Origin of the sequence: Prevotella marseillensis (assembly GCF_900625065.1) — a bacterium.
In the GTDB taxonomy this organism is placed as follows: Bacteria; Bacteroidota; Bacteroidia; order Bacteroidales; family Bacteroidaceae; genus Prevotella; species Prevotella rara.
The window spans coordinates 1,979,344-2,005,639 of sequence record NZ_UYXY01000001.1 but is presented as its reverse complement, the minus strand read 5'-3'; the positions used below and the strand labels follow the sequence as shown (position 1 = coordinate 2,005,639).

Here is a 26,296-nt window from a genome sequence, read left to right as displayed (position 1 = left end):
ACGCCATCGGGTGCTGTCCGCTTCCTCTTTTTTTCATGCAACCGCCTTATTCCAGCGGCTTGAGGTAATTCGCCTCCAACAGTTCACGCAGTCCCGATTCGGGATAAAGCACCTTACCTGCCAGAAGGATAAAGGGCAGCATCCTGTTGTTGCGATACTCCTGCAAGGTGCGGCGGCTTACCCGGAGCATTTCCGCCACCTCCTTGTCCGTCAAGTAATGTTCCCCGTCCAGTGGCGGACGGTAACTTTCCAAAAATGCGGAGAGCCATTTGGAGCCTTTGAGCATATTCTGTATCGCGGTGGCAACCGGCTCGTCCTCCATTGTGAAAACCTCGTTGTTCTCGTTCATCATAACATCGGATTAAGTGGTTAATAAAAACAGAGTCATTTTCCATCGGGATAGATCGTGCCGATAAGCGGAATCAGCCGCCTGACCTCCTCCGGCCTGTAATAGAACCTGCGGTTTATCTGCGAGTAGCCGATAAGTCGCCTGTCACGCAATGACTGCAACGTGCGCGGGCTGATTCTCAACTGCCCGCAGACCTCCTCGCCCGTGAGCCACCTTTCCAGCCGCCCGCCGTCGCTTTTGCGCCTGAGGGCGGTGACTTTCTCCGAGAGGGCGTTGAATGACGCCAGCATCATCTCGAAGGTCTTTTTCTCGATAGATACGATTTCCATATACCAAAACATTTAATGATTTACCGCAAAGGTAACGCAGCCGCCTTGAATGCGTGCCGTTTTCCGCTATACGGCAGCTTGTTGCGCCGGTTGTCCGGGTTACGGAGTCACTTTCAAAGAAAATCTTACGTGAGTCACGTAGTGAGTTGTTAAAGCCCCTTTTGTTTATTGCCGAATTTTGCCGCAGAGAAACAAAAGAAAGGACAAAATATGAAAGTGATAACGATTGAAAGTTCCGCCTTCACCGCCCTGACGGAACAGATAGCCGAGATAGCGGTCTATGTGCGTGCCGTTTCCGGTGAGAGGAAGGGAGAGTCTACCGACATGCTGCTCACCACCCGCGAGGCGGCGCACCTGCTGAACGTGAGTACCCGTACCCTCCAACGTATGCGCAGCGAACAGCGCATCGGCTATATCGTGCTGCGCGGCAAATGCCGCTACCGCCGGTCGGAAATAGACCGCCTGCTCGCAGACTGCACCGTGGCAGAAGATGCAGCGACACTGACGGAACTGAAACGCAACCACACGCTGCGCACGGGCGGCAGCAAACCCAAAGGAAGGAGGACATAAGATATGGAACTGCTTACACGAAACAATTTTGAGGACTGGATGCAGAAGCTGATGGAACGGCTCGACCGTCAGGACGAGCTGCTGCTCTCCCTGCGACCGTCCGGCAAAGCCCCGAACCCGATGGAAAGTATCAGGATGTTCGACAACCAAGACCTCTGCATGCTGCTCCAGATAAGCAAGCGTACCCTGCAGCGCTACCGCAGCATCGGTGCATTGCCGTACAAGACGCTCGGCAAAAAGACCTATTACAGCGAGGAGGACGTACTGACATTCCTCTCCGAACACGTAAAGGATTTCCGCAAGGAAGATATAGCCTTCTACAAGGCGCGTATCCATAATTTCTTTAATAAATAACCCATTAAAACATTTTTCAAATGGCAAAGAAAACAACAGAAAAAGACGTGCTGATAGTCCGCGACGAGAAGACGGGCGAGATCAGTGTGGTAGCCGGGCTTAACGCCGATGGCTCACCCAAGCGTACCCCCGCAAAGGCGGAGAACGCACAGAGTTTCCTGCAATTCGACCGCCACGGCGACGTGCTGGACAACTTCTTCAAAAACTTCTTCCGGCAGTGCAAGGAACCCAGTCGCTTCGGTTTCTACCGTTTCGCGGCAGACCAAGCCGACAAACTGATGGAGGTGATGAAAGACCTGCTGAAAGACCCCGAAGCCAACAAGGAACTGCTTGCGCCCCACAAGGTGGACACTTCCGGCTACGAAAAGCAGGTAAAGGAAGAACAGACCGCCGGGATGCCGGAACAAAAACAGGAAGGACAACCCAAAGAAACCCAAAAACAGGAAGAAATGGAAAAGAAGCAGGAACAGAATCAGGAAAGCCCGCAACAACAGGCGCAGGGAAGACGTGGCTACCAACCCATTGACGAGAGCAAAATCAACTGGCAGGAGCTGGAAGAGAAATGGGGCGTGAAACGTGACGACCTTGAAAAGTCTGGTGATCTGAACAAGATGCTCAACTACGGCAAGTCCGATTTGGTGAAAGTGTCGCCCAAGTTCGGCGGCGAGGCTTTTGAACTGGATGCCCGCCTTTCCTTCAAGAAGGACGGTGAAGGCAATGTCAGCCTCGTGCCGCACTTCATCCGCAAGGAGCAGAAACTCGACGAGTACAAGGAACACAAGTTCTCCGACGAAGACCGTAAGAACCTGCGCGAAACGGGTAACCTCGGCAGGGTCGTGGACATCGTGGACAAAGAAACGGGTGAAATCATCCCCTCGTTCATCAGCATAGACCGCAAGACGAATGAAATCACGGACATTCCTGCAAACAAGGTACGCATACCGGAGCGCATCGGAAAGACGGAAATCACCAAGCAGGAACAGGATATGCTGCGTGCCGGGTTGCCCGTGCGCGACAAGCTCATCGAACGCAACGACGGCAGGAAGTTCGTCACCACTCTTCAAGTGAATGTAGAGCAGCGAGGCGTGGAGTTCGTACCGGGAACTGGCAGGTCGCCCCGTACCACCCAGACGCAGGAAGCCAAGAACAATCCCACGCAGGGACAGGCTCAGGGCATGGAAAATTCCGCAGCCCCACAGAAAGAGCAACGCCGCAACACGTGGACGAACGCTGATGGCAGTATCCGCCCCATCAGCAAATGGAGCGGTGTGAACTTCACCGACCAGCAGAAAGCCGACTACGCTGCGGGTAAGGCGATAAAGCTGGAGAACGTGACCGACAAGCAAGGCTTCCACGCCACGATGTACATCAAGTTCAACCCGGAGAAGGGACGTCCGTACCGCTATGACACCAACCCCGACAATGCGCAGAAGGTCGCCCCATCCAACGAGAGCCGTACACAGGTGGCGGTGAACAGCGAAGGCAAGACCAACGAGGCGACTAAGAACCTGAAAGAGCCGTTGCTGAAAGGACAGACCGCCCCGAAAGACGACAAACAGCAAAAGCTGCAGGAGAAATCTCAGAAGAAAAACAACAAGGGCATGAAGATGTAACATCCCGTGTCCGCCACTAAATCCAAAGTAACAATTCATAAAAAAAAGTAATCAGCATGAAGACAATCATTGCAGAAAAGCCATCCGTGGCACGTGAAATCGCCCGCATCGTGGGCGCGACAAAGAGAGAGGAAGGATATTTCGAGGGAAGCGGCTACGCCGTGACATGGGCATTCGGGCACCTCGTCCAGCTTGCCATGCCCGACGGTTACGGCATACGCGGCTTTGTCCGTGACAACCTGCCCGTCATCCCCGACTCCTTCACGCTCATACCCCGTCAGGTAAAGGTTGAGAAGGGCTACAAACCCGACAGCGGCGTGGTGTCACAAATAAAAACCATAACCCGCCTGTTCAATGACAGTGAGCAGATCATCGTGGCGACCGATGCCGGTCGCGAGGGCGAACTTATCTTCCGATACCTCTACCATTACATAGGATGCGCCACCCCTTTCGTGCGCCTCTGGATAAGCTCGCTTACCGACAAGGCCATCCGCGATGGACTGCGCAACCTCGAAGCGGGGAGCAAGTATGACAACCTCTACCTCGCCGCCAAAGCGCGGAGCGAATCCGACTGGCTCGTGGGCATCAACGGCACGCAGGCTCTCTCCATCGCCGCCGGACACGGCACGTATTCCGTCGGACGGGTACAGACACCCACGCTGGCGATGGTGTGCGCACGCTACTGGGAGAACCGCCGCTTCACGGTGGAACCTTTCTGGCAACTCCATATTGCCGCTGACGGAGGCGATGGTGATACCGTGAAATTCTCTTCCACCGGGAAATGGAAGGAGATGGAGCCTGCCACAGTCTTATATAATAAGGTAAAGGAAACAGGCACAGCCACCGTCACGAAAGTGGAACGCAAGGAGAAGATAGAGGAAACTCCGCTCCTGTACGACCTGACCACGCTCCAGAAGGAAGCCAACGCCAAGCATGGCTTCACGGCGGAACAGACGCTTGAAATCGCGCAGAAGCTCTACGAGAAGAAGCTCATCACCTATCCGCGAACCGGAAGCCGCTACATTCCCGAAGACGTGTTCGCGGAAATCCCCAAGCTGCTTGCCTTCATCGGCAGCCTGCCCGAATGGAAGGGCAAGTTGCAGCCGAAAGCCGTGCCGACACGCCGCAGCCTGGACGGCGGCAAGGTGACAGACCACCATGCCCTGCTCGTCACGGGCGAGAAGCCGCTGTTCCTCTCCAAAGAGGACAGCACCGTCTATCACATGATAGCCGGGCGCATGCTTGAGGCTTTCTCCGAAAAATGCGTCAAGGACACTGCCACCGTCACGGCAGAGTGTGCCGGAGTGGAGTTCGTGGCAAAAGGCAGCATCATCAGGCAAGCCGGATGGCGTGCCGTCTATGGCAAGGAGAATGGAGAAGAGAACAACAGCCAAGAGGAAACCGCCGCCATTCCCTGTTGGCAGGAAGGCGACACGCTGGCACTGAAAGCCGCCTCCATCACGGAGGGAAAGACCAAACCCAAGCCGCTGCATACCGAAGCCACCCTGCTGTCCGCGATGGAAACGGCTGGCAAGGAGATAGAGGACGACGCATTGCGGCAGGCTATGAAGGATTGCGGCATCGGCACGCCCGCCACCCGTGCGTCCATCATCGAAACGCTTTTCAAGCGCGGCTATATGGAACGCTGCAAGAAGTCGCTTGTCCCCACCGAAAAAGGGCTTGCCCTCTACTCGGTCGTGAAGGCGATGCGTATTGCCGATGTCGCCATGACGGGCGAATGGGAAAAGGAATTGGCACGCATCGAGCGTGGGGAACTGCCCGCCGATGACTTCCGCAGGAAGATTGAGGCATATACACGGGAAATTACCTCCGAACTGCTGTCGTGCGACAAGCTGTTCGCCCGCAGGGATTCCGGCTGCAAGTGTCCCAAGTGCGGAGCGGGGACGATGCAGTTTTACGGCAAGGTCGTCCGCTGCGACAACGCGGAGTGCGGTCTGCCCGTGTTCCGCCTGAAAGCAAACCGCACCCTCTCTGATGATGAAATCAAAAACCTGCTCACCGACGGACACACGAAACTGCTCAAAGGATTCAAGAGCAAGCAGGGCAAGAGTTTTGATGCCGTAGTCGCCTTTGACGGGGACTATAACACGGTTTTCGTGTTCCCAGAAAGGAAAAGTAAAGCGACCTCTGCGAAAAGAAGAAAATAAATGTTTAACTTTGCCACTGGTTCAGAGTAATGAATTGTTCTTCGATACCGGATTACACTCATACTTTGGATTTAGTGGTGGCACTCGGAGGGATACCGGGTGCCTTTTTCTTCTCGTTTTCCAACGATTATCCCTATCATCATTATCAATCCACTAAATTCCAAAGAAATGAACAACAAGAAGAAAAACGAGGGTCGGACCGACTTTTCCTATTACGGTCTGTACCTGCTGGACTACCTCACCACGAACAAGTTCGAACAGGCAGCCGATGAAGCCTTCATCCGAGAAAGAACCGACCGTGCCGCCGAAGCGTATGAACGGGCAAGGCTCGAAGGCTATCCTGCCGACGGGGCGCAGGAACTGGCGATGAAGGTGCTGACGGAGGGCCTTCGCTACTCCAGGCACGCCATCCTGCGCGAAGTCGTGGAGAACGAATTTGCGGGTGAAGTACCGGGAGAAAAATGTGAAGCCTTTACCCAGAAGCTGCTACCGCTTGTCGGAAACGTATTCTCCATCTATGACCTCTCGGACGACAATTTCGCCCTGTCGCCCGAATATGACCTGCTCTACACGGAGCTGACGGGAGCCGTCATCCTCTATATCGAAGAGTATGGCGTTTAACCGCAAACAGAGGCTGAGGGACAACATCGAGGCGATACGGACGGCATTCCTCCTTGACAGGGAACAGCGCACACCCACCGCACGCGAACGGCTCTTGTTAGAGCGTTATTGCGGTTTCGGGGGACTGAAGAGCATACTCAACCCTGCAAGGGAACTGACGGATGCCGTCCACTGGGCGAAGTCCGACCTCGAACTGTTTGCCCCTACCGTGGAACTGCACAGGTTGCTGCGGGAGAACACAAAAGACGAGACGGAGTACAAACGGTATATGGATGCCATGAAGCAGTCCGTGCTGACCGCCTTCTATACCCCGCCGGAGATAACCGGGACCATCGCGGACGTGCTGCATGAACACGGCATCCGTCCCGACCGGGTGCTGGAGCCGTCGGCAGGTGTCGGTGCATTCGTGGACGCCGTGCTGGAGAACAGACCGGACGCGGACATCATGGCTTTTGAGAAAGACCTGATGACGGGCAAGATACTGAAGCACCTGCATCCCGGACAGAAAGTAAGGGTACAGGGCTTCGAGAAGATAGAAAAGCCGTTCATGAACCATTTTGATTTGGCTGTCTCCAATATACCGTTTGGCGATGTGGCGGTGTTCGACCCGGAATTTTCGGGCAGCAAGGATCCTGCAAGGCACTCGGCGGCACGGACGATACACAATTACTTTTTCCTGAAAAGCCTTGACGCGGTGCGTGAAGGCGGAATCGTGGCGTTCATCACCTCGCAGGGGGTACTGGATGCCCCGACCAACGCGCCCATACGCGAGTATATGATGAACCATACCAATCTGGTGGGCGTAGCCCGCCTGCCGAACAACCTCTTTACGGATAACGCGGGAACGGAGGTGGGCAGCGACCTGATTATCCTGCAAAAGAACAGCGGAAAGAATGGTGAACTGTATTACAACGAAAAACTCTTCGTGCAGACCGAACAGACCCCTATCGGCACTTCCGTAAATGGGTATGTATGGAGCATCGGCTCGCTTTCACACACGGATTTGATCAGAAGTACCGACCCGTACGGGAAACCAGCCTATAAACTCCTGCACCGTGGGGACATCGCACAACTGGCGGAAGACTTGCGGGAGCATCTGAAAATAGAACTGCAACAACTTGACAGGAAACTGTATGAGAAACACAGCCTGCATCCGACAAAGGAGGAAAGCACGGCTGCGGAAGTGCAACCTGCTCCGAAAACAGAAAAGGTATCACCTTCTGTAATAGCCCCCGTTTCTGTAATTGAGCCTGTCAAGGGAGTGGAGAAGCCGCAGGCACAGCCCATAGAGGAAAAGCCGGAGATTGAGCCGCGCCAACCCAACCATTCGTCAGCCGTGCAGCTTACCCTGCTCGACCTTTGGGGTATGCCCATAGAGGAACCGGCAAAAAAGAAAAAGGCAGCGAAAAAGGAAAGCAAGCCGAAGCCTATGCCGTCCACGCCTAAACCGCAGGTCAAAGTTACTCCACCCGTTGAAGCCGCCAAGCCGGTAAACGGTAATAAGGAAGAAAAGCCGGAAAATGCCGAAAAGCCAAACGACCCGGACGACATTTACGCCACTCTGGATTGGGAAACCAATCCTCCCATCAACGGCTTCTATGAGACAATGATGAGTCTGACAGCGGAACGGCGCAAGGCCCTACGGCTTGAGGCAGAACGGCACAGGCAGGAACAACTGAAAAAGATGGGTATCAAAGACACGTTGAACCCTGCTTTTGCGCCTTCTTCGGACAATATGGATAAAAAGCCGGAACAAACGGAAGAAATAAAGCAACCTGAAACACCGGCAGAAGTTGTGCCTACTTCCGAAACGGTTGCCACTTCCCTGTTCCCGGAATTTGAAACGGAAAAGCCGAAAAAAGAAGCCCTCGACCTTACGCCGCGTCCCTATCACCGCACGCCGGAAATGCACCTGCGTGAAGGGTCGCTGGTGGCAAACAGGGCACGCGACATCGGTTATCTGAAGGACATTACTCCCTACGGTGCAACCTTCCAGCCGCTTGGACTAACCGGTTATCAGAAAGAGAAAGCGTTGCTGTATGTATCGCTCCGTGACGCATACGAGCGGTTGTACCGCTATGAATCGAACAGACGTGAGGAAAATGTACCTTGGCGTGAACACCTGAACACCTGTTACGACGAGTTTGTCATGCGTTATGGCAACCTCAACGCCAAACAGAACGTGAAACTGGTGATGATGGACGCCGGAGGGCGCGACATCCTTTCGCTGGAACGTGCGGAGGACGGCAAGTTCGTCAAAGCGGACATCTTCGACCGTCCCGTTTCCTTCTCGGTGGAGAACCATGCCAACGTCGGTTCTCCGGAAGAAGCCTTGTCTGCATCGCTCAACAAGTATGGTACGGTCAATCTCAACTATATGCGGGGGATAACAGACAGTACGGAAGAGGAGCTTCTCAATGCCCTCAAGGGGCGTATCTTCTACAATCCGCTCGTAACCGGTTACGAGATTAAAGACCGCTTCATCGCGGGAAACGTGATAGAGAAGGCGGAGCGTATAGAGGCATGGATGGAAAATAATCTGGAAAGCGAAAGATTGCCGGAAGTGAAACAGGCTTTGGAGGCTTTGAAGGAAGCCGAGCCGCAGCGTATCGCCTTTGAAGACCTCGACTTCAACTTCGGTGAACGCTGGATTCCCACGGGCGTGTATGCCGCCTACATGAGCCATCTTTTCGACACGGACGTGAAAATCGCCTATTCCGCCAGCATGGACGAGTTTTCCGTGGCGTGCGGCTACCGCACCATGAAGATCACGGACGAGTTTCTGGTAAAGGGCTATTACCGGAACTATGACGGTATGCACCTGTTGAAACACGCTTTGCACAACACCTGTCCCGACATGATGAAAAGTATTGGCAAAGATGAGAACGGCAACGACATCAAGGTGCGTGACAGCGAGGGCATACAGCTCGCCAACGCCAAGATTGACGAAATCCGCAACGGGTTCTCGGAATGGTTGGAAGAGCAGTCGCCGCAGTTCAAGGAACGGCTCGTGACAATGTATAACCGCAAGTTCAACTGTTTCGTGCGCCCGAAGTATGACGGTTCGCACCAGACGTTTCCCGACCTCAATCTGAAAGGATTGGCAAGCCGGGGTATTCAAAGCGTTTATCCGTCGCAGAAGGATTGCGTCTGGATGCTGAAACAGAACGGCGGCGGGATCTGCGACCACGAGGTGCTGCGCCCATAAGGGCATATAGTAAATGTAGGCTTAGCAACCTACCCGGCAAGGGTTTTCAACGCCGGTCATTAGCCAACTTATCCACTTAGCCGAAAGGCGGTGGGGAGTGTCGCATGTTGGAAACGGCATAAGTCAGCTAACTATCATGCTGCTACTGAATGTCTAAATGAAATGATAGATATGAGGATGAAGACTATACTGTTTGAACGACAGTCCGAGTTGTTAGTTGGTAAACCCCGACGGAAGATAGTTACAAACGTCGGGCTGCAATACTTCTACTTTCCTACCTCAAGTACGAGAGCCGAAAACCGATTGCAGAACAGCCGCAATAAGCGGAAAAGGACGAAAATCGCATCCGACAATCTATTGAGCTATGTTACTATATGTCTAAATGGGGATTGTCTAAGTAGGAATGCCGAAAGGCTATGGGGTTTGCCCCCTGAATATCCTATATGACAACAGAGTCTCCGTAGTAGTCCGAGCAAGGGAAAGCCTTGTACATGGCGAAGGGAGACAGTGAGTTATTATTTAATATGTTTAACGAATGATGTGTGAGACATTATGAGAGATTCAGCAAATGTATTAAACAGTCTGGCTGGGCACAGCCAAGACCCTAATTACAAGTTTGAACGGCTTTACCGACTGCTGTTCAATGAAAATCTGTACGCACTTGCCTATCAAAAGTTGTCGCAGAATGCGGGCAACTATACGAAAGGCACAGACGGGCAGACCATAGACGGAATGAGCATAAAGCACATTCACTCTATCATTGGACAGTTGAAAGACGAAAGTTACCGTCCGTGCCCTGCACGGAGAATTTACATTCCCAAAAAGAATGGCAAGCAACGTCCTTTAGGCATACCAGCCTTTAAGGACAAACTTGTACAGGAAGTTGTAAGGATGATTCTTGAATCCATCTACGAAGGTCATTTTGAAGACTGCTCGCATGGATTCAGACCACACCGTGGCTGTCATACGGCTATGGCTTCCTTACAAAAGGGAGGTACGGGAGCACGTTGGTTCATCGAGGGAGACATCAAGGGTTTCTTTGACAACATCAACCATGATGTTTTAATCGGAATCCTTGCTGAAAGAATCAATGACGAGCGTTTCCTGCGACTGATACGTAAATTCCTCAAAGCAGGCTACATGGAACAATGGGAGTACAAAAATTCCTATATCGGAACACCGCAGGGAGGCATAATAAGTCCGATTTTGGCGAATATTTATCTTGACAAACTCGATAAATTTATGCGGAACTACATAAACGTCTTCAATAAAGGTAAAGCACGTGTACGCAACCCCGAATATAAAAGGGTTGCAAATCGTAAGGACAAACGTGTAAAGAAACTGAAGAATGAAACAGACGAGCAGAAGAAAGAAGCATTGCGCAGGGAGATAGCCATTCTCCACCGTGAGATGCAACAACTTCCTGCAACTCTTGACATGGACGAAAACTTCAAACGCATGAGGTATGTACGCTATGCCGATGATTTTCTGATTTGCGTAATCGGAAGTAAAGAGGACTGTGTAAAAGCAAAGGGGGACATTAAGACCTTTCTGCAAGATACGTTGAAACTCGAACTTTCGGATGAAAAGACGTTAATCACCAACTCACACGACGCAGCCAAATTTCTCGGCTTTGATGTTACAGTCCGCAGTACGGACAAGACGAGAAAGGATTTCAGAGGAATCCCCATACGCTCACTTGACCATAAAGTGGTTCTTCTCCTGCCTTATGAGGTTATGAGAAAGAAACTGCTTGACTATAATGCGATGCGCATAATAATCAAGAATGGCAAGGAAGCATGGGAATCGACCTCACGCCCGTATCTCCGTAGTAATGATGACCTTGAAATACTCAACCGATACAATTCGGAAATTCGGGGAATCTATAACTACTACTGTATTGCAAACAATGTCAACATTCTCAATAGTTTCTATTACTACATGAAAGAGAGTATGTATAAAACATTATCATCCAAGTATGAATCAACCGTAAGGAAAATAATCCGTAAATATTGCCGGAATAAAGTCTTTACAGTAAGGTATGAAAACAACAAGGGCGAAATGTTGGAACGTACTATTTATCATGGAGGGTTCAAGCAGAGAAAAGACGCGCGTATTGACAATGCGCATATCATGCCCAGTTATCGCGGGACTGAAAGTACCAGCCTTATGGCTCGGTTGAAAGCCCGTGAATGTGAATATTGCGGAGCGGAGGACAACCTTAGAATGGTGCATGTCCGCAAGCTAAAAGACCTGAAAGGCAAACAGGAGTGGGAACGCTTCATGATTGCCAGACAGAGAAAAACAATAGCAGTATGTGAAAATTGTTATCGTAAGATTCATGAAAAGAAATAGACTGAAAATAACCATGGAGAGCCGTATACATGGAGACGTGTACGTACGGTTCGGTGGCGAGCGTTTAGAAACCTACCGTCCGAAAGGACGGCAAGGCGCTTTGCGCTTAGCCTGTGGAACCGGCAAGACGCTGATAATGTGCATAGCGGCACATGAGATGAAGCGTCTGAACTTGGCGCACAAGCCGATGATTATCGGGCTGAAAGCGAATGTGGCGGAGATTGCCGCCACCTATCAGGCGGCATATCCCAATGCGAGGATTCTCTACGCTTCTGAAAAGGATTTCTCGACCGCCAACCGCGTGCGTTTTTTCAACAACATCAAAAATAACGATTACGATTGCGGCATCATGTCGCACGACCCAGTCGGCCAGATACCGCAGTCACCGGAGTTGCAGCAGCGCATCCTGCAGGCGGAGCTTGATACGGTGGAGGAAAACCTCGAAGTCTTGCGGCAGCAGGGCAAGAACGTGTCGCGGGCGATGCTGAAAGGGCTGGAGAAGCGCAAGCACAACCTTGTGGCGAAGCTGGAGAAGGTGGAACACGCTATCAAGTCCCGCACGGATGATGTGGTGGACTTCAAGCAGATGGGCATCGACCACATCTTCATTGACGAGAGTCACCAGTTCAAGAACTTGACTTTCAACACCCGTCATGACCGTGTGGCGGGATTGGGGAACTCGGAAGGAAGCCAGAAGGCCCTGAATATGCTCTTTGCCATCCGTACCATACAGGAACGCACGGGCAAGGACTTGGGGGCTACGTTCCTTTCGGGCACGACCATTTCCAACAGTCTGACGGAACTGTACCTGCTCTTCAAATACCTGCGCCCCAACGAACTGGAACGGCAGGACATCCGCTGTTTCGATGCTTGGGCTGCCATCTTCGCCAAAAAGACGACCGATTTTGAGTTCAACGTAACGAACAATATCGTTCAGAAGGAGCGTTTTCGCTATTTCATCAAGGTGCCGGAGCTTGCCGCCTTCTACAACGAGATTACCGACTACCGCACGGCGGAGGATGTAGGTGTGGACAGACCAAACAAGAATGAGATACTGCACCACATACCGCCCACACCGGAGCAGGAGGACTTCATACAGAAGCTGATGCAGTTTGCCAAAACCGGCGATGCCACTCTGCTTGGCAGGTTACCCCTGTCGGAAACGGAGGAAAAGGCGAAGATGCTCATCGCCACCGACTACGCGAGAAAGATGGCTCTTGATATGCGCATGATAGACCCGAACTACGAGGACCATCCCGACAACAAGGCAAGCCATTGTGCCAAGATGATTGCAGAGTATTACCACAAGTACGAGGCGCACAAGGGTACGCAGTTCGTATTCTCCGACTTGGGGACATACCAGCCGGGGGAAGGATGGAACGTGTACAGCGAGATAAAACGCAAGTTGGTGGAGGATTACGGCATACCGGCAAGTGAGGTGCGCTTCATTCAGGAGTGTAAGACGGATAAGGCTCGTAAGGCGGTGATAGATGCCATGAACGCCGGGACGGTACGCGTGCTGTTCGGCTCCACAAGTATGCTCGGAACGGGCGTGAATGCGCAGAAAAGATGTGTCGCCATCCATCACCTTGATACACCGTGGCGACCGTCCGACCTGCAACAGCGTGACGGACGGGGTGTTAGAGCCGGGAACGAGATTGCCAAGCATTTTGCCGAGAACAACGTGGATGTCATCATCTACGCGGTGGAAAAGTCGCTGGACAGCTACAAGTTCAATCTGCTGCACTGCAAGCAGACGTTCATATCGCAGCTCAAAAGCGGAGCGATGGGCGCACGTACCATCGACGAGGGGGCAATGGACGAAAAATCGGGCATGAATTTCTCGGAATACATGGCGTTGCTCTCCGGCAATACCGACCTTTTGGATAAGGCGAAATTAGAGAAGCGTATCGCCTCGCTCGAAGGGGAACGCAAGTCGTTCAACAAGGGCAAGCGCGATTCGGAGTTCAAGCTGGAATCCAAGACGGGAGAACTGCGCAACAACACGGCTTTCATCGAAGCCATGACGGAAGACTGGAACCGTTTTCTTTCCGTTGTGCAGACTGATAAGGAAAGCAGCCGCCTTAATCTTGTTAAGGTGGACGGCGTGGATTCAACGGATGAGAAGGTCATCGGTAAGCGTTTGCAGGAAATCGCCAAGAACGCCACGACTGGTGGACTGTACAAGGCTGTCGGGGAACTTTACGGCTTTCCGATAAAGGTGGTCAGCGAGAGGACACTCAAAGAAGGTCTGGAGTTCACCGACAACCGCTTCGTGGTGGAGGGGAACTACAAGTACACCTACAACAACGGGCATCTGGCGATGGCAGACCCGATTGCTGCCGCACGAAACTTTCTGAACGCATTGGAGAGGATTCCGACCATCATCGACCAGTACAAGTCTAAGAACGAAGTGCTGGAAAAGGAGATTCCGCAGTTGCAGGAGATAGCGGGCAAGGTGTGGAAGAAGGAGGACGAGCTGAAACAGCTGAAGTCCGAACTCGCCGCACTGGACCGCAAGATACAGCTTGAGCTGGCTCCGGCTCAGGAAAACACGGAAGAGAACCGGCAAGGCAACGAGAAAAAACAGACGGAACAACAGCCGGAAAGCCCGCACGTGGACTTTGTACGCAGTCATTTAATTATAGGGAGACTCGGTTTATCGGAATCCAAAGGTGTAAAACTTTAATATCGAAGTCTTGACAGAAAAAGCCAGTGGTTGAATTTTTCACCACTGGCTTTAATTCTAATAATTTTTCAATCTAATATGACCGAATCTATAACGTTAAATCATAGATTATGTGTCTATTTGTGAAGAAAAAGACGTAACTTTGTATCAAAATCAAATAAGCATAACAATGGAGCCATCTATATCTATATACAGTTTTTCACTTTATACCGCACTGCCGTTGATGTTATTCTTCGGCTTTTATTTTTTGTTTGCAAAGACTCCTGAAAAGAAAATTTTCAAGAATTATCTCCGCTCCCGACAGATTATGGGTATAGCTATGCTGCTGCTTTCGGCAAATTATTCGGTACATTTCTTCTTCCTGACTTCGTCACTCAAAAAAACTAAACATTATAATTCGTTGATAAACAATATTTTGTAATTTTGTGTCACCCATTTTAGGGTGACACGATGCAAAAAACATGTTTATACGTAAAAAGAAATACCCATCAGGCAATGTAGGTGTCATAGTGGTTGAAAAGGTCAAGGGCAAGATGAATGAGCTTACCACTATAGGTATAGCGCGCACTCAAGAAGAGGTAGATTCTCTCGTAATGAAAGGTCGTAAATGGATATATGAGGAACAGGAACACCGCCATCCACGGCTGGATCTTTTCGGTGAGGAACGTAAGAAGTGTGATGCAGAACTTCTGAGTGCCGAACAGATGCTTTCGTGCATAACCAACATCTCGATCAATGGAGCGGACCTGATACTTGACCGTGTCTTTGACAGCGTTGGATTCAACAGGATAGATGATGAGGTATTCCGCCAACTTGTAAAAGCCCGTTTGTCTTATCCTGCAAGCAAAGCTGCGACAGTGGAGTATCTGAAGAATCATTTTGACGAAGATGTCAGCCTGTCGAAGATCTATCGTTATTTGGACAAACTGAGCGATAACCAACATAAGATAGTTCAGGACATAAGCGTCCTTCACACGAAGAATATTTTAGGCGGCCACATCGGTGTGCTGTTTTATGATGTCACCACACTCTATTTTGAATCGGACTATGAGGACGAGCTTCGCAAAACCGGTTTCTCCAAGGAAGGGCGTCATCAGAACCCTCAGATTATATTGGGACTGTTGGTCAGCATTGGCGGCTATCCGCTTGCGTATTGCATCCATGAGGGCAACAAGTACGAGGGGCACACGATGCTTCCGGTAGTGACTGAATTTGTCCGGAAATATGAGCTGGAAGATTTTGTCGTGGTGGCTGACTCAGGGTTGATGAACAACGATAATATAGCCGACCTTGAAGCAAACGGTTACAAGTATATCATCGGTGCGAAAATCAAGAACGAGAGCAGGAAGATACAGGAATGGATACTGGAGCAGCCTAAGACGGACTGCCAAATGGTTGAATACGATAAAGGTAACGGACAGAGGTTGTTGGTCGGATATACAGAAGAGCGTGCCCGAAAGGATGCTTATAACCGTGAGAAAGGTATACGCCGTCTGGAGAAGGCATACCACAGAGGTACGCTTACCAAAGACAATATCAACAAGCGTGGATACAACAAATTCCTGAAAATGGAAGGAAATGTAAAGGTGACCATCAATTACGAGAAACTGGAGAAGGATGCGAAATGGGATGGTCTCAAAGGATACCTTACCAATACGAATATACACGTCAATGACGTATATGCCGCCTACCATAACCTGTGGCATGTTGAAAGAGCTTTCCGCATATCAAAATCAAAGATTGAGATAAGACCAATGTTTCACTTTACAAGGCGCAGGATAGAAGCACATGTCTGTATCTGCTTCGTGGCCTTGAAAGTTTACAAGGAATTGGAGCGTCTGCTGAAACTATCAGGCATAAATATGAGTGTGGACAAGGTGCTCGAACTTGCTAAAACTATAGTGACTATACAGATGACATTGCCTCAAAGTAAGCAGACTATCAACAGAACTATGCTGATGAAACGTCATCAACGCATTGCTTCATTGTTTACTGATGATTTTTGGGTGACACGTTGACGAAGTCAGGAGAAAATTTTCAAGAATTATCTCCGCTCCCGACAGATTATGGGTATAGCTATGCTGCTGCTTTCGGCAAATTATTCGGTACATTTCTTCTTTGGTATCCGATTCAAAAATGCGGATTCTGCCATATTGATGAACATGTCCACATACTTCCTGTGCTATTCTCTGTTCAGTTCGGCATTGATAATGTTGCTTGATCGTTTTTACATTACCAAACGGCGTGTGTGGACACATATCATTTTATGGATTATATTTTCAACTCTTTCCGGAGTTGTGTTGTTCCTGTTGCCAAGCGGAATCATGCAAAAATTCTCTTTATTTGCTTTAGCTGTATGGTTAGTCGTTTTTGGAGTCGTTTTAGCTCGCAGAGTCATAATTGCATACCGTAGAGCCATTCGGATTTTCAATGAAACTCAGGCGGATGATATAGGTACATATATCGAATGGCTTTCCATATTCACTTATTGGGCTGTTATCTTCGGTGTCGGATGCGGATTGCTGACATTTCTGCCAGACAAATATGTTTTTATCTGGATTTTGTCGTCAATACCGTTCTACAGCTATCTTTTCTACAGCTATCAGAACTACCTGCTGTTCTATGAACAGGTGGAAAATGCTTTTGAGCAAGATATACAGTCTGAAGAAGAACTTCTGACAGATACAGAAACAGAACCTAAAATAGTTTCTGAGAAAGAAGTTCCAGTGTCCTATACAGAAATTATAGAGAAAGTGGCCAACTGGATAAAGACAGACGGCTATGTCCAGCAGGGACTTACCATAAAAGAACTGTCCGAAATACTTCATACGAACCGTACCTATCTTTCCGCTTATATCAAGACTACGTATAAAATGACATTCCGCGAATGGATAACCGGTCTCCGGTTGGAGTATGCGAAAAACATACTGAAGGAGCATCCGGAAATCAATATACAGAAGCTGGCTGAGTCTTCCGGCTTTCTTTCTCGCAGTAACTTTATCAAATCATTTACCGAAAAGGAAGGATGTACGCCTGGCAAGTGGAAAAAAGCAAATCTGGAATAATTTGTGTGGTAAAAAGCCGATGAAAAAGGTCTCAGAAGCCCATTTTCAAAAAGTGCTCAAGCGACAAAAAAGTGCTAATTCGACAAAAAGGTGCTCAAACGACAATTTGAAAAGTGCTCAAACGACAATTTTTTATAAAACGCTGTATTTCAACAGAAAAAGTTTTTGTAATATTTTGGGCGCTGAATGGCATTTATTACCTTTGGAGATGACAAAGATAATGAATTCAAGTTTATATGAGCAGAAAAATCACTTTTCTTACCCTGTTTCTGTGGCTGATGACGCTAACTTTTCCTGTCATTGCGCAGCAGAAAGCAGACACGACCTACACCTTCCGGTTCGTTACGCAGAAGGACATGTTCTACGTGCCTTGGAATGGCAATGACACGGAACTTGCCCGCCTGTTGGAATGTATCGAAAACAACAAAGCAACAATTCTTGACGGCAAACTGCCGCTATTGGTTGACGGATATTGCAATTCGCAGAGCAGTGAAGTCAAGAACCTTGCAACAGCGAAGATTCGTGCCAACCGTGTGAAATCAGAACTGATTACACGAGCGAAAATCAAGGAAGAAAACTTCATTACCCGCAATCATGTGACAGAGGGTGATTTTGTCACCGTGCGCCTGACGGTACCGGTAAAGGAAACAGCCGTGACGGATGCGGAAGCAGAAGCACGACGCAAGGCGGAAGCCGAACGCTTAGAAACCGAGAAGCGTGCCGAGCAGGAACGGCTTGCCGAAGAGCAGCGCAAGGCGGAAGAAGCCCGACTTGCCGCTGAAAAGGCAGAAGCCGAGAAAACCGCTCAACAAAATACACTTGCCGACACGCTGTCGGAAACCAAAATCACAACTGATTATCATCTCTCCCTGCGTGCCAACCTGCTGCGCTGGGCTACCTTGACACCAGATTTAGGACTTGAATGGCGCATCTGTCCATCGTGGGGCATTGCCGTAAACGGCTCGTGGACTTCTTGGAGCTGGAGTGACAAAGACCGCCGCTATGCACTCTGGGAAGTGGCTCCGGAAGTACGTTACTATATGGGTGAGAAGAAAGCCTGGCATCTGGGCGCGATGTTCAAGGCTGGACAGTTCAACTACAAGCTTTCCGAAACAGGCAAGCAGGGCGACCTGATGGGTGGCGGCATCACCGCCGGCTATCAGCTGCGACTAAACAAGGCATTAGATCTTGATTTCAACCTCGGTTTGGGCTACCTGAATGCCGATTTCGAAAAATATGAAGTCATCGATGGTGTGCGCGTGCGCTGTGGCAACGAGACAAAAAATTGGTGTGGCCCCATCAACGCCGGTGTGACATTGGTATGGAAGTTATTCTAATACGGAGGAATAGAGTATGAAAGCAAGACAATATATAAATATGGTAGGAATGGCAGCCGCCGTGCTGCTCTCTTCCTGCGTGAAGGACACGCTTTATGACACGCCGCATCCCGACTATGGGAAGATTGCGGTGACAGCCGACTGGTCGGCACGCGGTGAGGGTATCGACATACCTACCACATGGACGGTTACCATGGGTGACTATACGGGTACGGAGACTTCCGCCACCCATGCCCCCAACCATCTGTTTGCTCCGGGCAGCTACACCCTTGCGGTGTGGAACCCTGCTGAAGGAATCATGGTAAATGGTACCACCGCCACCATTGCCGCAGCCACGGGAAACCGGGCAGGAACGGATGCCTTTGTGAACAATGCCCCGGGATGGTTCTTCACCTATACGAAACAGGTGAGCATCGAGAAAGACAAGGACTATCCGCTGACCGCCGCAATGAAGCAGCAGGTACGCGAACTGACGCTTATCATCAAACCGACGGGGGATGCCGCCGGACGCATCACGGAGATTGTTGCCCATCTGACGGGTGCAGCCAGAACTCTCGATTTCGCTACCGATACCTACGGAGCCGCTTCAAACGTCGTGCTGCCCTTCACCAAGATAACCGAAGGTGACGATGCCGGCAAGTGGAAAGCCACGGTGCGGTTGCTGGGTGTGACCGGCACGGAACAACTGCTGACGGGTGAAATCCGCTATGCGGACGGCAACCCGACCCCCACGACGCTGAAAAGCGACATCACGGAAGCCCTCAAGGGGTTCAACACCGGAAAGGGCGAATCGCTGACCCTCGGCGGAACGCTGGTTGAGACTCCCGAAGGCATGGAAGTGGACGGAGTCGAAATCAACGGCTGGGAAGAAGTGAAAGGTGATGATGTAAATGCCGATTTGTAAATAATTAGCAAACCGAACGCAGAAGCAAAGCTTGCTTTGATTTTGCTAAGGTGCAGCAATTATTGAAATGGAATTTAACTAATATAATAACAGAATATAATGAAGACAAGATTTTTTGCACTTGCGATGCTCGCCCTCGCACTGGTAGCCTGCAACAACGACAACGAGAACCTGAACGGTGACCCCGTGGCCGCCCAGTTTACCGCCAACATCGCCCCCGCCACCCGCGCCAGCGGAACCACCTGGACTGCCGGCGACCGTATCGGCATCACCGACATCGGCAACGACACCCAGTACGGCAACGTGCCTTTCATCCTGAAAAACGGGAAATTTGAGGCAGAAGGAAAGGTTATCTATATCGAAGATACAAAGACCCATACTTTCCGCGCCTACTATCCGTACAACGCGGCGGGAGGCATCCTCGCAGCCACAACCGATGCCACGGCGCAGCAGAACCAGTCTGCCATCGACTTCCTCTTTGCTTCAGGAGCCACGGGAGACAAAAACAACCCGGTAGTAAGCTTCACCGACAAAACCGCCAAAGGCGGTGAAGACAACTCCTTCCACCACCGCATGAGCCAGATAACCCTTACCTTCGAGGCGGGCGACGGCGTGAATTTCAGTGTGGTCAAGCCTGAACGTTACACGCTGGACGGATTGTTACTCACCGGTACGTTCAACACGGCCGACGGTATTGCCACCGCAGACAACGGGGCACAGACCGGAGAACTGACCATGAATTTGGCAGACGGCAATCTCACGTCATCGATCATCCTCTTCCCGCAGACAGTTGCATCCCTGCCGTTGGTTGTGAATTACAAAGGTCAGGAATATCATGCCACACTCACCATGCCCGATGGCGCACTGCTGGCGGGCAACAACTATACCTATACCGTCAAGGTACGCAACAAAGTCCTTGAAGTCAGCGAAGCCACCATTGCAAAGTGGAACGATATAGACGGTGGAGATGTGGGTGCTGACCTGTAGGATGTTAATAATTAATCGATTAGAATGAAGAATTATGAGACATAGATTATTTATCCCCGCAGCCACCGCACTGCTGTTCGCCCTCGCCGCCTGCACGCAGGACGAACTTGCTGGCGATAACCGTCTGCCCGAAGGTGAATACCCCGTCGTCATCCGTGCCACCGGATTGTCCGTAGAAGCAACGCCGCTGGCAGCCCCTTCCACCCGTGCCTCTGTGGACGGCGACTGGCAGGGCGTCACTTCCGTGGCACTCAAGATGGGCGATGCGGTAAAGGAATACACCGTAACGGCTTCTACCGATTTCAAGAGTGCCACGCTTTCACGCGAGAACGACCCGTACTACTGGACCAGCCGCGCCCCGATTACCGTATCGGCATGGTGCCCCTTCGACAAGGCTGACATCACACAGATGCCTGCCGTGAAGGTGGCAGAAGACCAAAGCAAACTGGCTGACTTCCAAAACAGCGATTTCATCTCTGCTGAGAACCGGAAGGTGGAATTTAACAACCCGACTCTTGAATTTACCCACCGCACGGCACGCGTGACAATCGAACTGAAGCCCGGCACGGGATTCACGAGCGTGGACGGTGCCACGGTGAGCCTCGTGAGCCTGTCCGCCGATAACGGCAACCCGACTGCCATCAAGACCTACAACGCAAGCGGCAACACCTACGAGGCACTGACTGCCCCGCAGACCGTTGTGGCAGGCAAGCCGTTCGTCCGGGTGGAACTCGGCGGCGGCACCTTCTACTTCCGCCCGCAGAACAACGTCGTATTAGAGGCTGGCAACCGCTATTCTTACACCGTTAAGGTGAACGCCACCGGCCTGACGTTAGAGGGTTGCACCATCGGCAGCTGGGTTGACGGCGGCGGCGAGAGTGGTGAGGCTGAGGATTTGGGCTACAACTACGACAGCAACACCAAGACCTACACGGTCTATAACGCAGACGGCCTGATGAATGTAGCCGAATTAGTGAACGGAGGTAAGACCGACATAAACATTACCCTCGACAAAAACATTGACCTCACAGGCAAAGGCTGGACGCCGATAGGCACAGACTACGACAACTCATACACCGGCACCTTCGACGGCGGCGGCCATACCATCACGGGGCTAACCGTTACGACAAATGACGAATATGCGGGTCTGTTCGGCTATCTCGGTAATTTCAATAATGGCGCCGCTACGGTGAAGAATGTGGTGATGGATGGCATACAGATAACATGCAATCACAGGTCGGGTTATGCCGGCGGCGTGGCAGGATATAGCTGGGGCACCATTGAAAACTGCTCGGTGTCGGGCAGCGTCAGCGGCACGATGTATGTCGGCGGTGTGGTGGGTGTTCAAAGGGACGGTTCCATCACCGGATGCAGTTCCTCTGCCACAGTGAAGGGAACGATCAAAGTCGGCGGCGTGGCAGGTCAGACGATTTTTGGTGCCACCTTGACCGCTTGCTATGCCACAGGCAACGTGAACATAGAAATAGACCGCACACAGGATATCTCTGGCGGCGGTCTGGTAGGATTCAACGACGGAATCAGCCTCCTTTCCTGCTATGCCACGGGCAACGTAACCAGTACTGGTAGTAGCACTGGCCATGTACATATCGGCGGCTTTTTGGGAGATAACTACATTACCGTGACCGCCTGCTATTGGAAGAACAATCATGAACAAGGTATCAGCTACAATAGGGGAAGCACCAATGTCACGAAGGTGGACGGCACTAACGTTACCTGGGAGAATGCCGTTGATGCCATGAACACCGCCTTGCAGAACGCAGGCTCAGAGTGGCGTTACGAACTTAAAGGAGCATTGCCTACCTTGAGGAAGCAGTAAACCGTCGGGCGGAAAAGTTCCGCCCACAACGGAAAGAACCAGAGTAATAAAACAACAGATATAATGAAGACAAGATTTTTTGCACTTGCAGCGCTCGCCCTCTTATTGGGCGCCTGCACGCAGGACGAAGCAGGCTTCCTGCCGGAAGGGGCGGAAGGCACATCCATCGTCTTCACCGCCACGGGGCTGAACCCCGCTGCGACAGCCATCGCCGGCACCCGTGCCCCCGCGAATGGCAATTGGACGGGTGTGCAGAGCGTGGCAGTTCTGATGGACGGCATGGTGAAGACGTACAACGTGACGCCCTCCACCGCCGACCCCACCAGCGCCACGCTGACCTCCACCGACCCGTACTACTGGACCAACCACAACGACATCACCGTCACAGCGTGGTGGCCCTACACCGCTGGCGAGACAACCCCACCTGCGGTAAAGGTAAAAGCCAACCAAAGTGCCCAGAAAGACTTTGAGACCAGCGACCTCATCGTAGCCGACGGACAGAAGGTGATCTACGGTAGCCCCACGCTCCGCTTCACCCACCGCACGGCGCGAGTGACCGTCGTTCTGACGGACTACACCGAGGGGCTGGCATCCGTGCAGTTGACGGGTCTCTCCACCGAAGGCGACAACCCGGATATAATCGTCCCGTATGACAAGGGCAGCAACACCTACACCGCCATCGTCGCCCCGCAAAGTGTGGCAGCTGGCACAGCCTTCATTACCAGCACCTTCACTAACGGCAAGACCTTCGTTTATAAGATGAAGAATGCTACCGACTGGCAGGCGGGCGGTGAATATACCTACACCGTCTCCCTCGCTGCGGCAAAAGACCTGGGCTATACCATAGAGAGCAACGGCAGCTACACGGTCTATAACGCCGACGGCCTGCTGAATGTAGCCGAATTAGTGAACGGAGGTAAGACCGACATAAACATTACCCTCACCGCTGACATTGACCTCACAGGCAAAGACTGGACACCGATAGGCACAGACTACGACAACTCATACAAAGGCACCTTCGACGGTGGCGGCCATACCATTACGGGGCTGACCTTTACGACAAATGACGAATTTGCGGGTCTGTTCGGCTGGCTCAATAGAGCTGGTACGGTGAAGAACGTGGTGATGGAGGGCGTACAGATAACAAGCAATCAAATATATGGCGGCAGTATTGGCGGCGTGGTAGGATCTGGCTGGGGCACCATTGAAAACTGCTCGGTGTCGGGCAGCGTCAGCGGCACGGTGTATGTCGGCGGTGTGGTGGGTGTTCAAATAGGCGGTTCCATCACCGGATGCAGCTCCTCGGCCACAGTGAAGGGAACGGTCGATGTCGGCGGCGTGGCAGGTCAGACGAATTCGAGTGCCACCCTGACCGCTTGCTATGCCACGGGCAACGTGACCATAGAAATAGCCCCCAAAAAGAATATCGCTGGCGGCGGTCTGGTGGGAATGAACGCAGGAAGCAGCCTCCTTGCCTGCTATGCCACGGGCAACGTAACCAGTACGGGTAGTAGCACTGGCTATGTACATATCGGCGGTTTTTTGGGAAATAACTACGCCAACGTGATGACCGCCTGCTATTGGAAGAACAATCATGAACAAGGTATCGGCTACAATAAGAAAAGCACCGAAGCCACGAAGGTGGACGGCACTGGCGTTACCTGGAAGAACGCCGTTGATGCCATGAACACCGCCTTGCAGAACGCAGGCTCAAAGTGGCGTTACGAACTTAACGGAGCATTGCCTACCTTGAGGAAGCAGTAAGCCGTTGCGGGCGGAAATGTTCCGTCCGCAACGAACATTAAACGAAGTATAACCCCAATAAAAAAAGGAGGACGTGATGGAACACACGGAGAATCCACCATATAGGTTTTGGCATCAAGGCATTGTTAATAATAATATAGACTCCAGTGTAAATATGGAAGCTGTAAGCCGGACATTGCCAAGATTGGTGCTCATTAAAGGCAACAAATCAAGTAATTAAATTAAAAACATGGGACTTTTTCACAGAGACAAGAAAAATAATGACGATGAGCCGGACAGTGTTCAAACCAATTCATTCTCTGATATTATGAATGGTTTGCAATACGCCGTAAACTGTGCACAAGATACATTGCAGAATCATCAGATACAAAATCTGACCAGACTTTTTGAAGGAACAAATGCAAATAACGCAAATACGTTCCAATCGAAAAAAATCATGGTTGGAGACAAGACTATTGATATTCCACTTATAGCTTTGATATCCCATCATTATCTTGCGATGGATAATGTGCAGATAAAGTTCAAGGCGAAGGTCGGAAGCGTGGAATCACAGATTCCGGAAAACAACTTATTGTTATCCAGCCCACAAAGAGCCAATCTCCAGATGCAGATGAGCAACATAAAACCGGATGCGGATGATGTCATGGAGGTTTGCGTCAATTTTAAGGTTCAGGAGACTCCGGAGAGCATTTCCCGAATTATTGACGATTTTGTAAAAAATATCTAACAATTTTAAAATTCAAATGTTATGGCAGAAGAAATAAAGAACCAAGGGCAACAAGAAAATGCGGAAAACTTGAATGAAAATGTAAGCGGACAGGCGAAAGAAATTATCTCCGCTGCATTGGAAGAGACTCAAAACAGAGAAACTTCTCCAGTTCTTAAAGCAGATTCAAACGTGACTGACAAATTCAAGGGGCTTCCCATGCGGGAACTTATTGCAGCTCCACTTATTGCAGCAGCCGAAGCACAACAGGAATTGGCAGCGACAGCATGGAATTTCTACCAGCAAATTGCATTTGATGGTAAAAGCGGCAATAAAGCGCGTATATTGGAATTCGATGTCGAAAGACCGATACAGCAGGATGGAAAAATGACAACAATGTCACAAAGTGTCAAGGCTCCGTTTATAGGATTGGTGCCTATTCCTTCCCTGCTCATAGATCGCGTGGATGTCGATTTCCAGATGGAGGTTACCGATACATCAAACGTAAAAAGCACTACCAACGCAGAAGTAGAGGCAAAAGCTTCTGCAAAACATTGGTTTATAAATGCGGAAATCAGCGGCAAAGTCACGACCGCCCGCGAGAACACCCGCATGACCAACCAAACGGCAAAATACCAGATACATGTGACAGCCAGTCAGCAGCCGCAGACCGAAGGTCTGTCTAAACTGATGGATATAATGGCATCATGTATCGAGCCTATAACAAACGAAAGTAACAGTAAGTAAATATATGAATTTGATTCAAGCATTAAGATTGCCAAACAGTCGAGCAGTAATGACAAATATTGCACGGTTTCATTATCAAAATATTTATAATGTAGGTTTGACCCCTCCGATTGCCACGCAAAGTAATTTGACATTTCAAATAAAAGGATATACCCGTAACTATCGTTTTCTTAGATTAGACTATGCCTGTGTCATATATATTGCGGATGGAATAGCAGTCGTTGCTTCAAATGGCATAGATACTTTAAGTTCAGGTTTTTCGGGGTGTTATATGGCCAGTTTTAGGCACAATGGCATTAGGTATGTTGCTCATATTCCAACGCCTAACAATAGTATTAAAACATCATGGAATCTGGCGGTTAAAAATCGAATAATAGATAATGTTGTTCTTTTTAAACCTACTGAAGGATTGGCGAGAATCCCAGGAACCATTGGTATTTGGGGAATTATAACATTTAACGATAGATGTTATCGGCTTGATGTAAATGAAAACGCTCCTCCAAGTCAAGCCATACGTGGCCAAAGAATTTTTAACTCAATCCCGAGAAATCCCATACTAACAGAAATTCCACCTATCGCCGGTGGTCAGATGCCTTAATAATTATAACAATTGTAAATAAGGGAAGAATGGTTGTTTCATTGAGGAGTAGAATTCTATTCGGATATATAATTCTGGTGGCGGTCATAGGCAGC

At 50.4% G+C, this 26,296-nt stretch carries 18 protein-coding genes and 4 pseudogenes; 20 read left to right on the top strand and 2 right to left on the bottom strand.

The window, feature by feature from the left end; all coding sequences use genetic code 11:
• Positions 1-46: 46 nt before the first annotated feature.
• Positions 47-352 (bottom strand): helix-turn-helix domain-containing protein, encoded by a 306-nt coding sequence (locus tag EJL04_RS08285; RefSeq protein WP_077154598.1) that lies wholly within the window; start codon positions 350-352, stop codon positions 47-49.
• Between the two features lie 32 nt (positions 353-384).
• The gene (locus tag EJL04_RS08280) at positions 385-678 is read right to left on the bottom strand and encodes a helix-turn-helix domain-containing protein (RefSeq protein ID WP_077155843.1); all 294 of its coding nucleotides are present in this window, start codon (positions 676-678) and stop codon (positions 385-387) included.
• Positions 679-888: 210 nt separating this feature from the next.
• Here EJL04_RS08280 and EJL04_RS08270 point away from each other — a divergent pair, with 210 nt between their 5' ends.
• The 20 genes and pseudogenes from EJL04_RS08270 (at position 889) to EJL04_RS08175 (ending at position 26,201) form a co-directional block, all read left to right on the top strand.
• Complete coding sequence (locus tag EJL04_RS08270; protein WP_077155842.1) at positions 889-1,248, top strand: helix-turn-helix domain-containing protein; 360 nt, start codon at positions 889-891, stop codon at positions 1,246-1,248.
• Between the two features lie 3 nt (positions 1,249-1,251).
• The gene (locus EJL04_RS08265; RefSeq protein ID WP_004308425.1) at positions 1,252-1,602 is read left to right on the top strand and encodes a helix-turn-helix domain-containing protein; all 351 of its coding nucleotides are present in this window, start codon (positions 1,252-1,254) and stop codon (positions 1,600-1,602) included.
• 20 nt (positions 1,603-1,622) lie between these two features.
• Positions 1,623-3,215 (top strand): DUF3945 domain-containing protein, encoded by a 1,593-nt coding sequence (locus EJL04_RS08260; RefSeq protein ID WP_077154597.1) that lies wholly within the window; start codon positions 1,623-1,625, stop codon positions 3,213-3,215.
• A 56-nt stretch (positions 3,216-3,271) separates the two neighbouring features.
• On the top strand, positions 3,272-5,383 hold the full coding sequence (locus EJL04_RS08255; RefSeq protein ID WP_077154596.1) for a type IA DNA topoisomerase: 2,112 nt from the start codon (positions 3,272-3,274) through the stop codon (positions 5,381-5,383).
• Positions 5,384-5,551: 168 nt separating this feature from the next.
• On the top strand, positions 5,552-6,004 hold the full coding sequence (locus tag EJL04_RS08250) for a DUF1896 domain-containing protein (RefSeq protein WP_005830224.1): 453 nt from the start codon (positions 5,552-5,554) through the stop codon (positions 6,002-6,004).
• Positions 5,994-6,842, top strand: a pseudogene (locus tag EJL04_RS16820) (N-6 DNA methylase); the annotation flags it as partial. The gene EJL04_RS08250 and the pseudogene EJL04_RS16820, both read left to right, overlap by 11 nt.
• Positions 6,843-7,541: 699 nt before the next feature.
• Positions 7,542-9,200 (top strand): annotated as a pseudogene (locus EJL04_RS16815) (DNA methylase); the annotation flags it as partial.
• Between the two features lie 564 nt (positions 9,201-9,764).
• Positions 9,765-11,567, top strand: coding sequence for a reverse transcriptase domain-containing protein (locus tag EJL04_RS08235; RefSeq protein WP_008646012.1), 1,803 nt, complete (start codon positions 9,765-9,767; stop codon positions 11,565-11,567).
• A gap of 115 nt (positions 11,568-11,682) precedes the next feature.
• Positions 11,683-14,202 (top strand): annotated as a pseudogene (locus EJL04_RS08230) (helicase-related protein); the annotation flags it as partial.
• Positions 14,203-14,425: 223 nt separating this feature from the next.
• Positions 14,426-14,617 (top strand): annotated as a pseudogene (locus EJL04_RS16610) (AraC family transcriptional regulator); the annotation flags it as partial.
• Between the two features lie 100 nt (positions 14,618-14,717).
• Positions 14,718-16,274, top strand: a complete 1,557-nt coding sequence (locus tag EJL04_RS08220; RefSeq protein ID WP_125103887.1) for an IS1634 family transposase — start codon at positions 14,718-14,720, stop codon at positions 16,272-16,274.
• 15 nt (positions 16,275-16,289) lie between these two features.
• A complete protein-coding gene (locus EJL04_RS08215) occupies positions 16,290-17,321 on the top strand; it encodes a helix-turn-helix domain-containing protein (RefSeq protein WP_125104630.1) in 1,032 nt (343 codons plus the stop codon).
• Positions 17,322-17,557: 236 nt separating this feature from the next.
• Complete coding sequence (locus EJL04_RS08210) at positions 17,558-18,658, top strand: DUF3575 domain-containing protein (RefSeq protein ID WP_008645876.1); 1,101 nt, start codon at positions 17,558-17,560, stop codon at positions 18,656-18,658.
• Positions 18,659-18,674: 16 nt separating this feature from the next.
• The gene (locus EJL04_RS08205) at positions 18,675-19,562 is read left to right on the top strand and encodes a FimB/Mfa2 family fimbrial subunit (RefSeq protein WP_004310046.1); all 888 of its coding nucleotides are present in this window, start codon (positions 18,675-18,677) and stop codon (positions 19,560-19,562) included.
• 99 nt (positions 19,563-19,661) lie between these two features.
• Entirely contained in the window at positions 19,662-20,549 is an 888-nt protein-coding gene (locus EJL04_RS08200) for a fimbrillin family protein (protein WP_077154593.1), read from the top strand.
• Between the two features lie 34 nt (positions 20,550-20,583).
• Positions 20,584-22,386, top strand: coding sequence for a fimbrillin family protein (locus EJL04_RS08195; RefSeq protein WP_077154592.1), 1,803 nt, complete (start codon positions 20,584-20,586; stop codon positions 22,384-22,386).
• Between the two features lie 63 nt (positions 22,387-22,449).
• Positions 22,450-24,150 (top strand): fimbrillin family protein, encoded by a 1,701-nt coding sequence (locus EJL04_RS08190; RefSeq protein WP_077154591.1) that lies wholly within the window; start codon positions 22,450-22,452, stop codon positions 24,148-24,150.
• A 229-nt stretch (positions 24,151-24,379) separates the two neighbouring features.
• Positions 24,380-24,877 carry a DUF2589 domain-containing protein gene (locus EJL04_RS08185; protein WP_005680436.1) on the top strand — a complete coding sequence of 166 codons (498 nt, stop codon included), beginning with the start codon at positions 24,380-24,382 and terminating at the stop codon, positions 24,875-24,877.
• Between the two features lie 21 nt (positions 24,878-24,898).
• Entirely contained in the window at positions 24,899-25,603 is a 705-nt protein-coding gene (locus EJL04_RS08180; protein ID WP_007749099.1) for a DUF2589 domain-containing protein, read from the top strand.
• A gap of 4 nt (positions 25,604-25,607) precedes the next feature.
• Positions 25,608-26,201 (top strand): hypothetical protein, encoded by a 594-nt coding sequence (locus EJL04_RS08175; protein WP_053397350.1) that lies wholly within the window; start codon positions 25,608-25,610, stop codon positions 26,199-26,201.
• Positions 26,202-26,296: the final 95 nt, after the last annotated feature.

Excerpts from the sequence above, each read along its gene's own strand:
- EJL04_RS08250 (WP_005830224.1), top strand. The coding sequence starts at position 5,552 with ATGAACAACAAGAAGAAAAACGAGGGTCGGACCGACTTTTCCTATTAC.
- EJL04_RS08180 (WP_007749099.1), top strand. The coding sequence starts at position 24,899 with ATGGCAGAAGAAATAAAGAACCAAGGGCAACAAGAAAATGCGGAAAAC.
- EJL04_RS08235 (WP_008646012.1), top strand. The coding sequence starts at position 9,765 with ATGAGAGATTCAGCAAATGTATTAAACAGTCTGGCTGGGCACAGCCAA.
- EJL04_RS08270 (WP_077155842.1), top strand. The coding sequence starts at position 889 with ATGAAAGTGATAACGATTGAAAGTTCCGCCTTCACCGCCCTGACGGAA.
- EJL04_RS08205 (WP_004310046.1), top strand. The coding sequence starts at position 18,675 with ATGAAAGCAAGACAATATATAAATATGGTAGGAATGGCAGCCGCCGTG.
- EJL04_RS08195 (WP_077154592.1), top strand. The coding sequence starts at position 20,584 with ATGAGACATAGATTATTTATCCCCGCAGCCACCGCACTGCTGTTCGCC.
- EJL04_RS08200 (WP_077154593.1), top strand. The coding sequence starts at position 19,662 with ATGAAGACAAGATTTTTTGCACTTGCGATGCTCGCCCTCGCACTGGTA.
- EJL04_RS08175 (WP_053397350.1), top strand. The coding sequence starts at position 25,608 with ATGAATTTGATTCAAGCATTAAGATTGCCAAACAGTCGAGCAGTAATG.
- EJL04_RS08185 (WP_005680436.1), top strand. The coding sequence starts at position 24,380 with ATGGGACTTTTTCACAGAGACAAGAAAAATAATGACGATGAGCCGGAC.
- EJL04_RS08265 (WP_004308425.1), top strand. The coding sequence starts at position 1,252 with ATGGAACTGCTTACACGAAACAATTTTGAGGACTGGATGCAGAAGCTG.
- EJL04_RS08255 (WP_077154596.1), top strand. The coding sequence starts at position 3,272 with ATGAAGACAATCATTGCAGAAAAGCCATCCGTGGCACGTGAAATCGCC.
- EJL04_RS08220 (WP_125103887.1), top strand. The coding sequence starts at position 14,718 with ATGTTTATACGTAAAAAGAAATACCCATCAGGCAATGTAGGTGTCATA.
- EJL04_RS08285 (WP_077154598.1), bottom strand. The coding sequence starts at position 352 with ATGATGAACGAGAACAACGAGGTTTTCACAATGGAGGACGAGCCGGTT.
- EJL04_RS08260 (WP_077154597.1), top strand. The coding sequence starts at position 1,623 with ATGGCAAAGAAAACAACAGAAAAAGACGTGCTGATAGTCCGCGACGAG.
- EJL04_RS08190 (WP_077154591.1), top strand. The coding sequence starts at position 22,450 with ATGAAGACAAGATTTTTTGCACTTGCAGCGCTCGCCCTCTTATTGGGC.
- EJL04_RS08280 (WP_077155843.1), bottom strand. The coding sequence starts at position 678 with ATGGAAATCGTATCTATCGAGAAAAAGACCTTCGAGATGATGCTGGCG.
- EJL04_RS08210 (WP_008645876.1), top strand. The coding sequence starts at position 17,558 with ATGAGCAGAAAAATCACTTTTCTTACCCTGTTTCTGTGGCTGATGACG.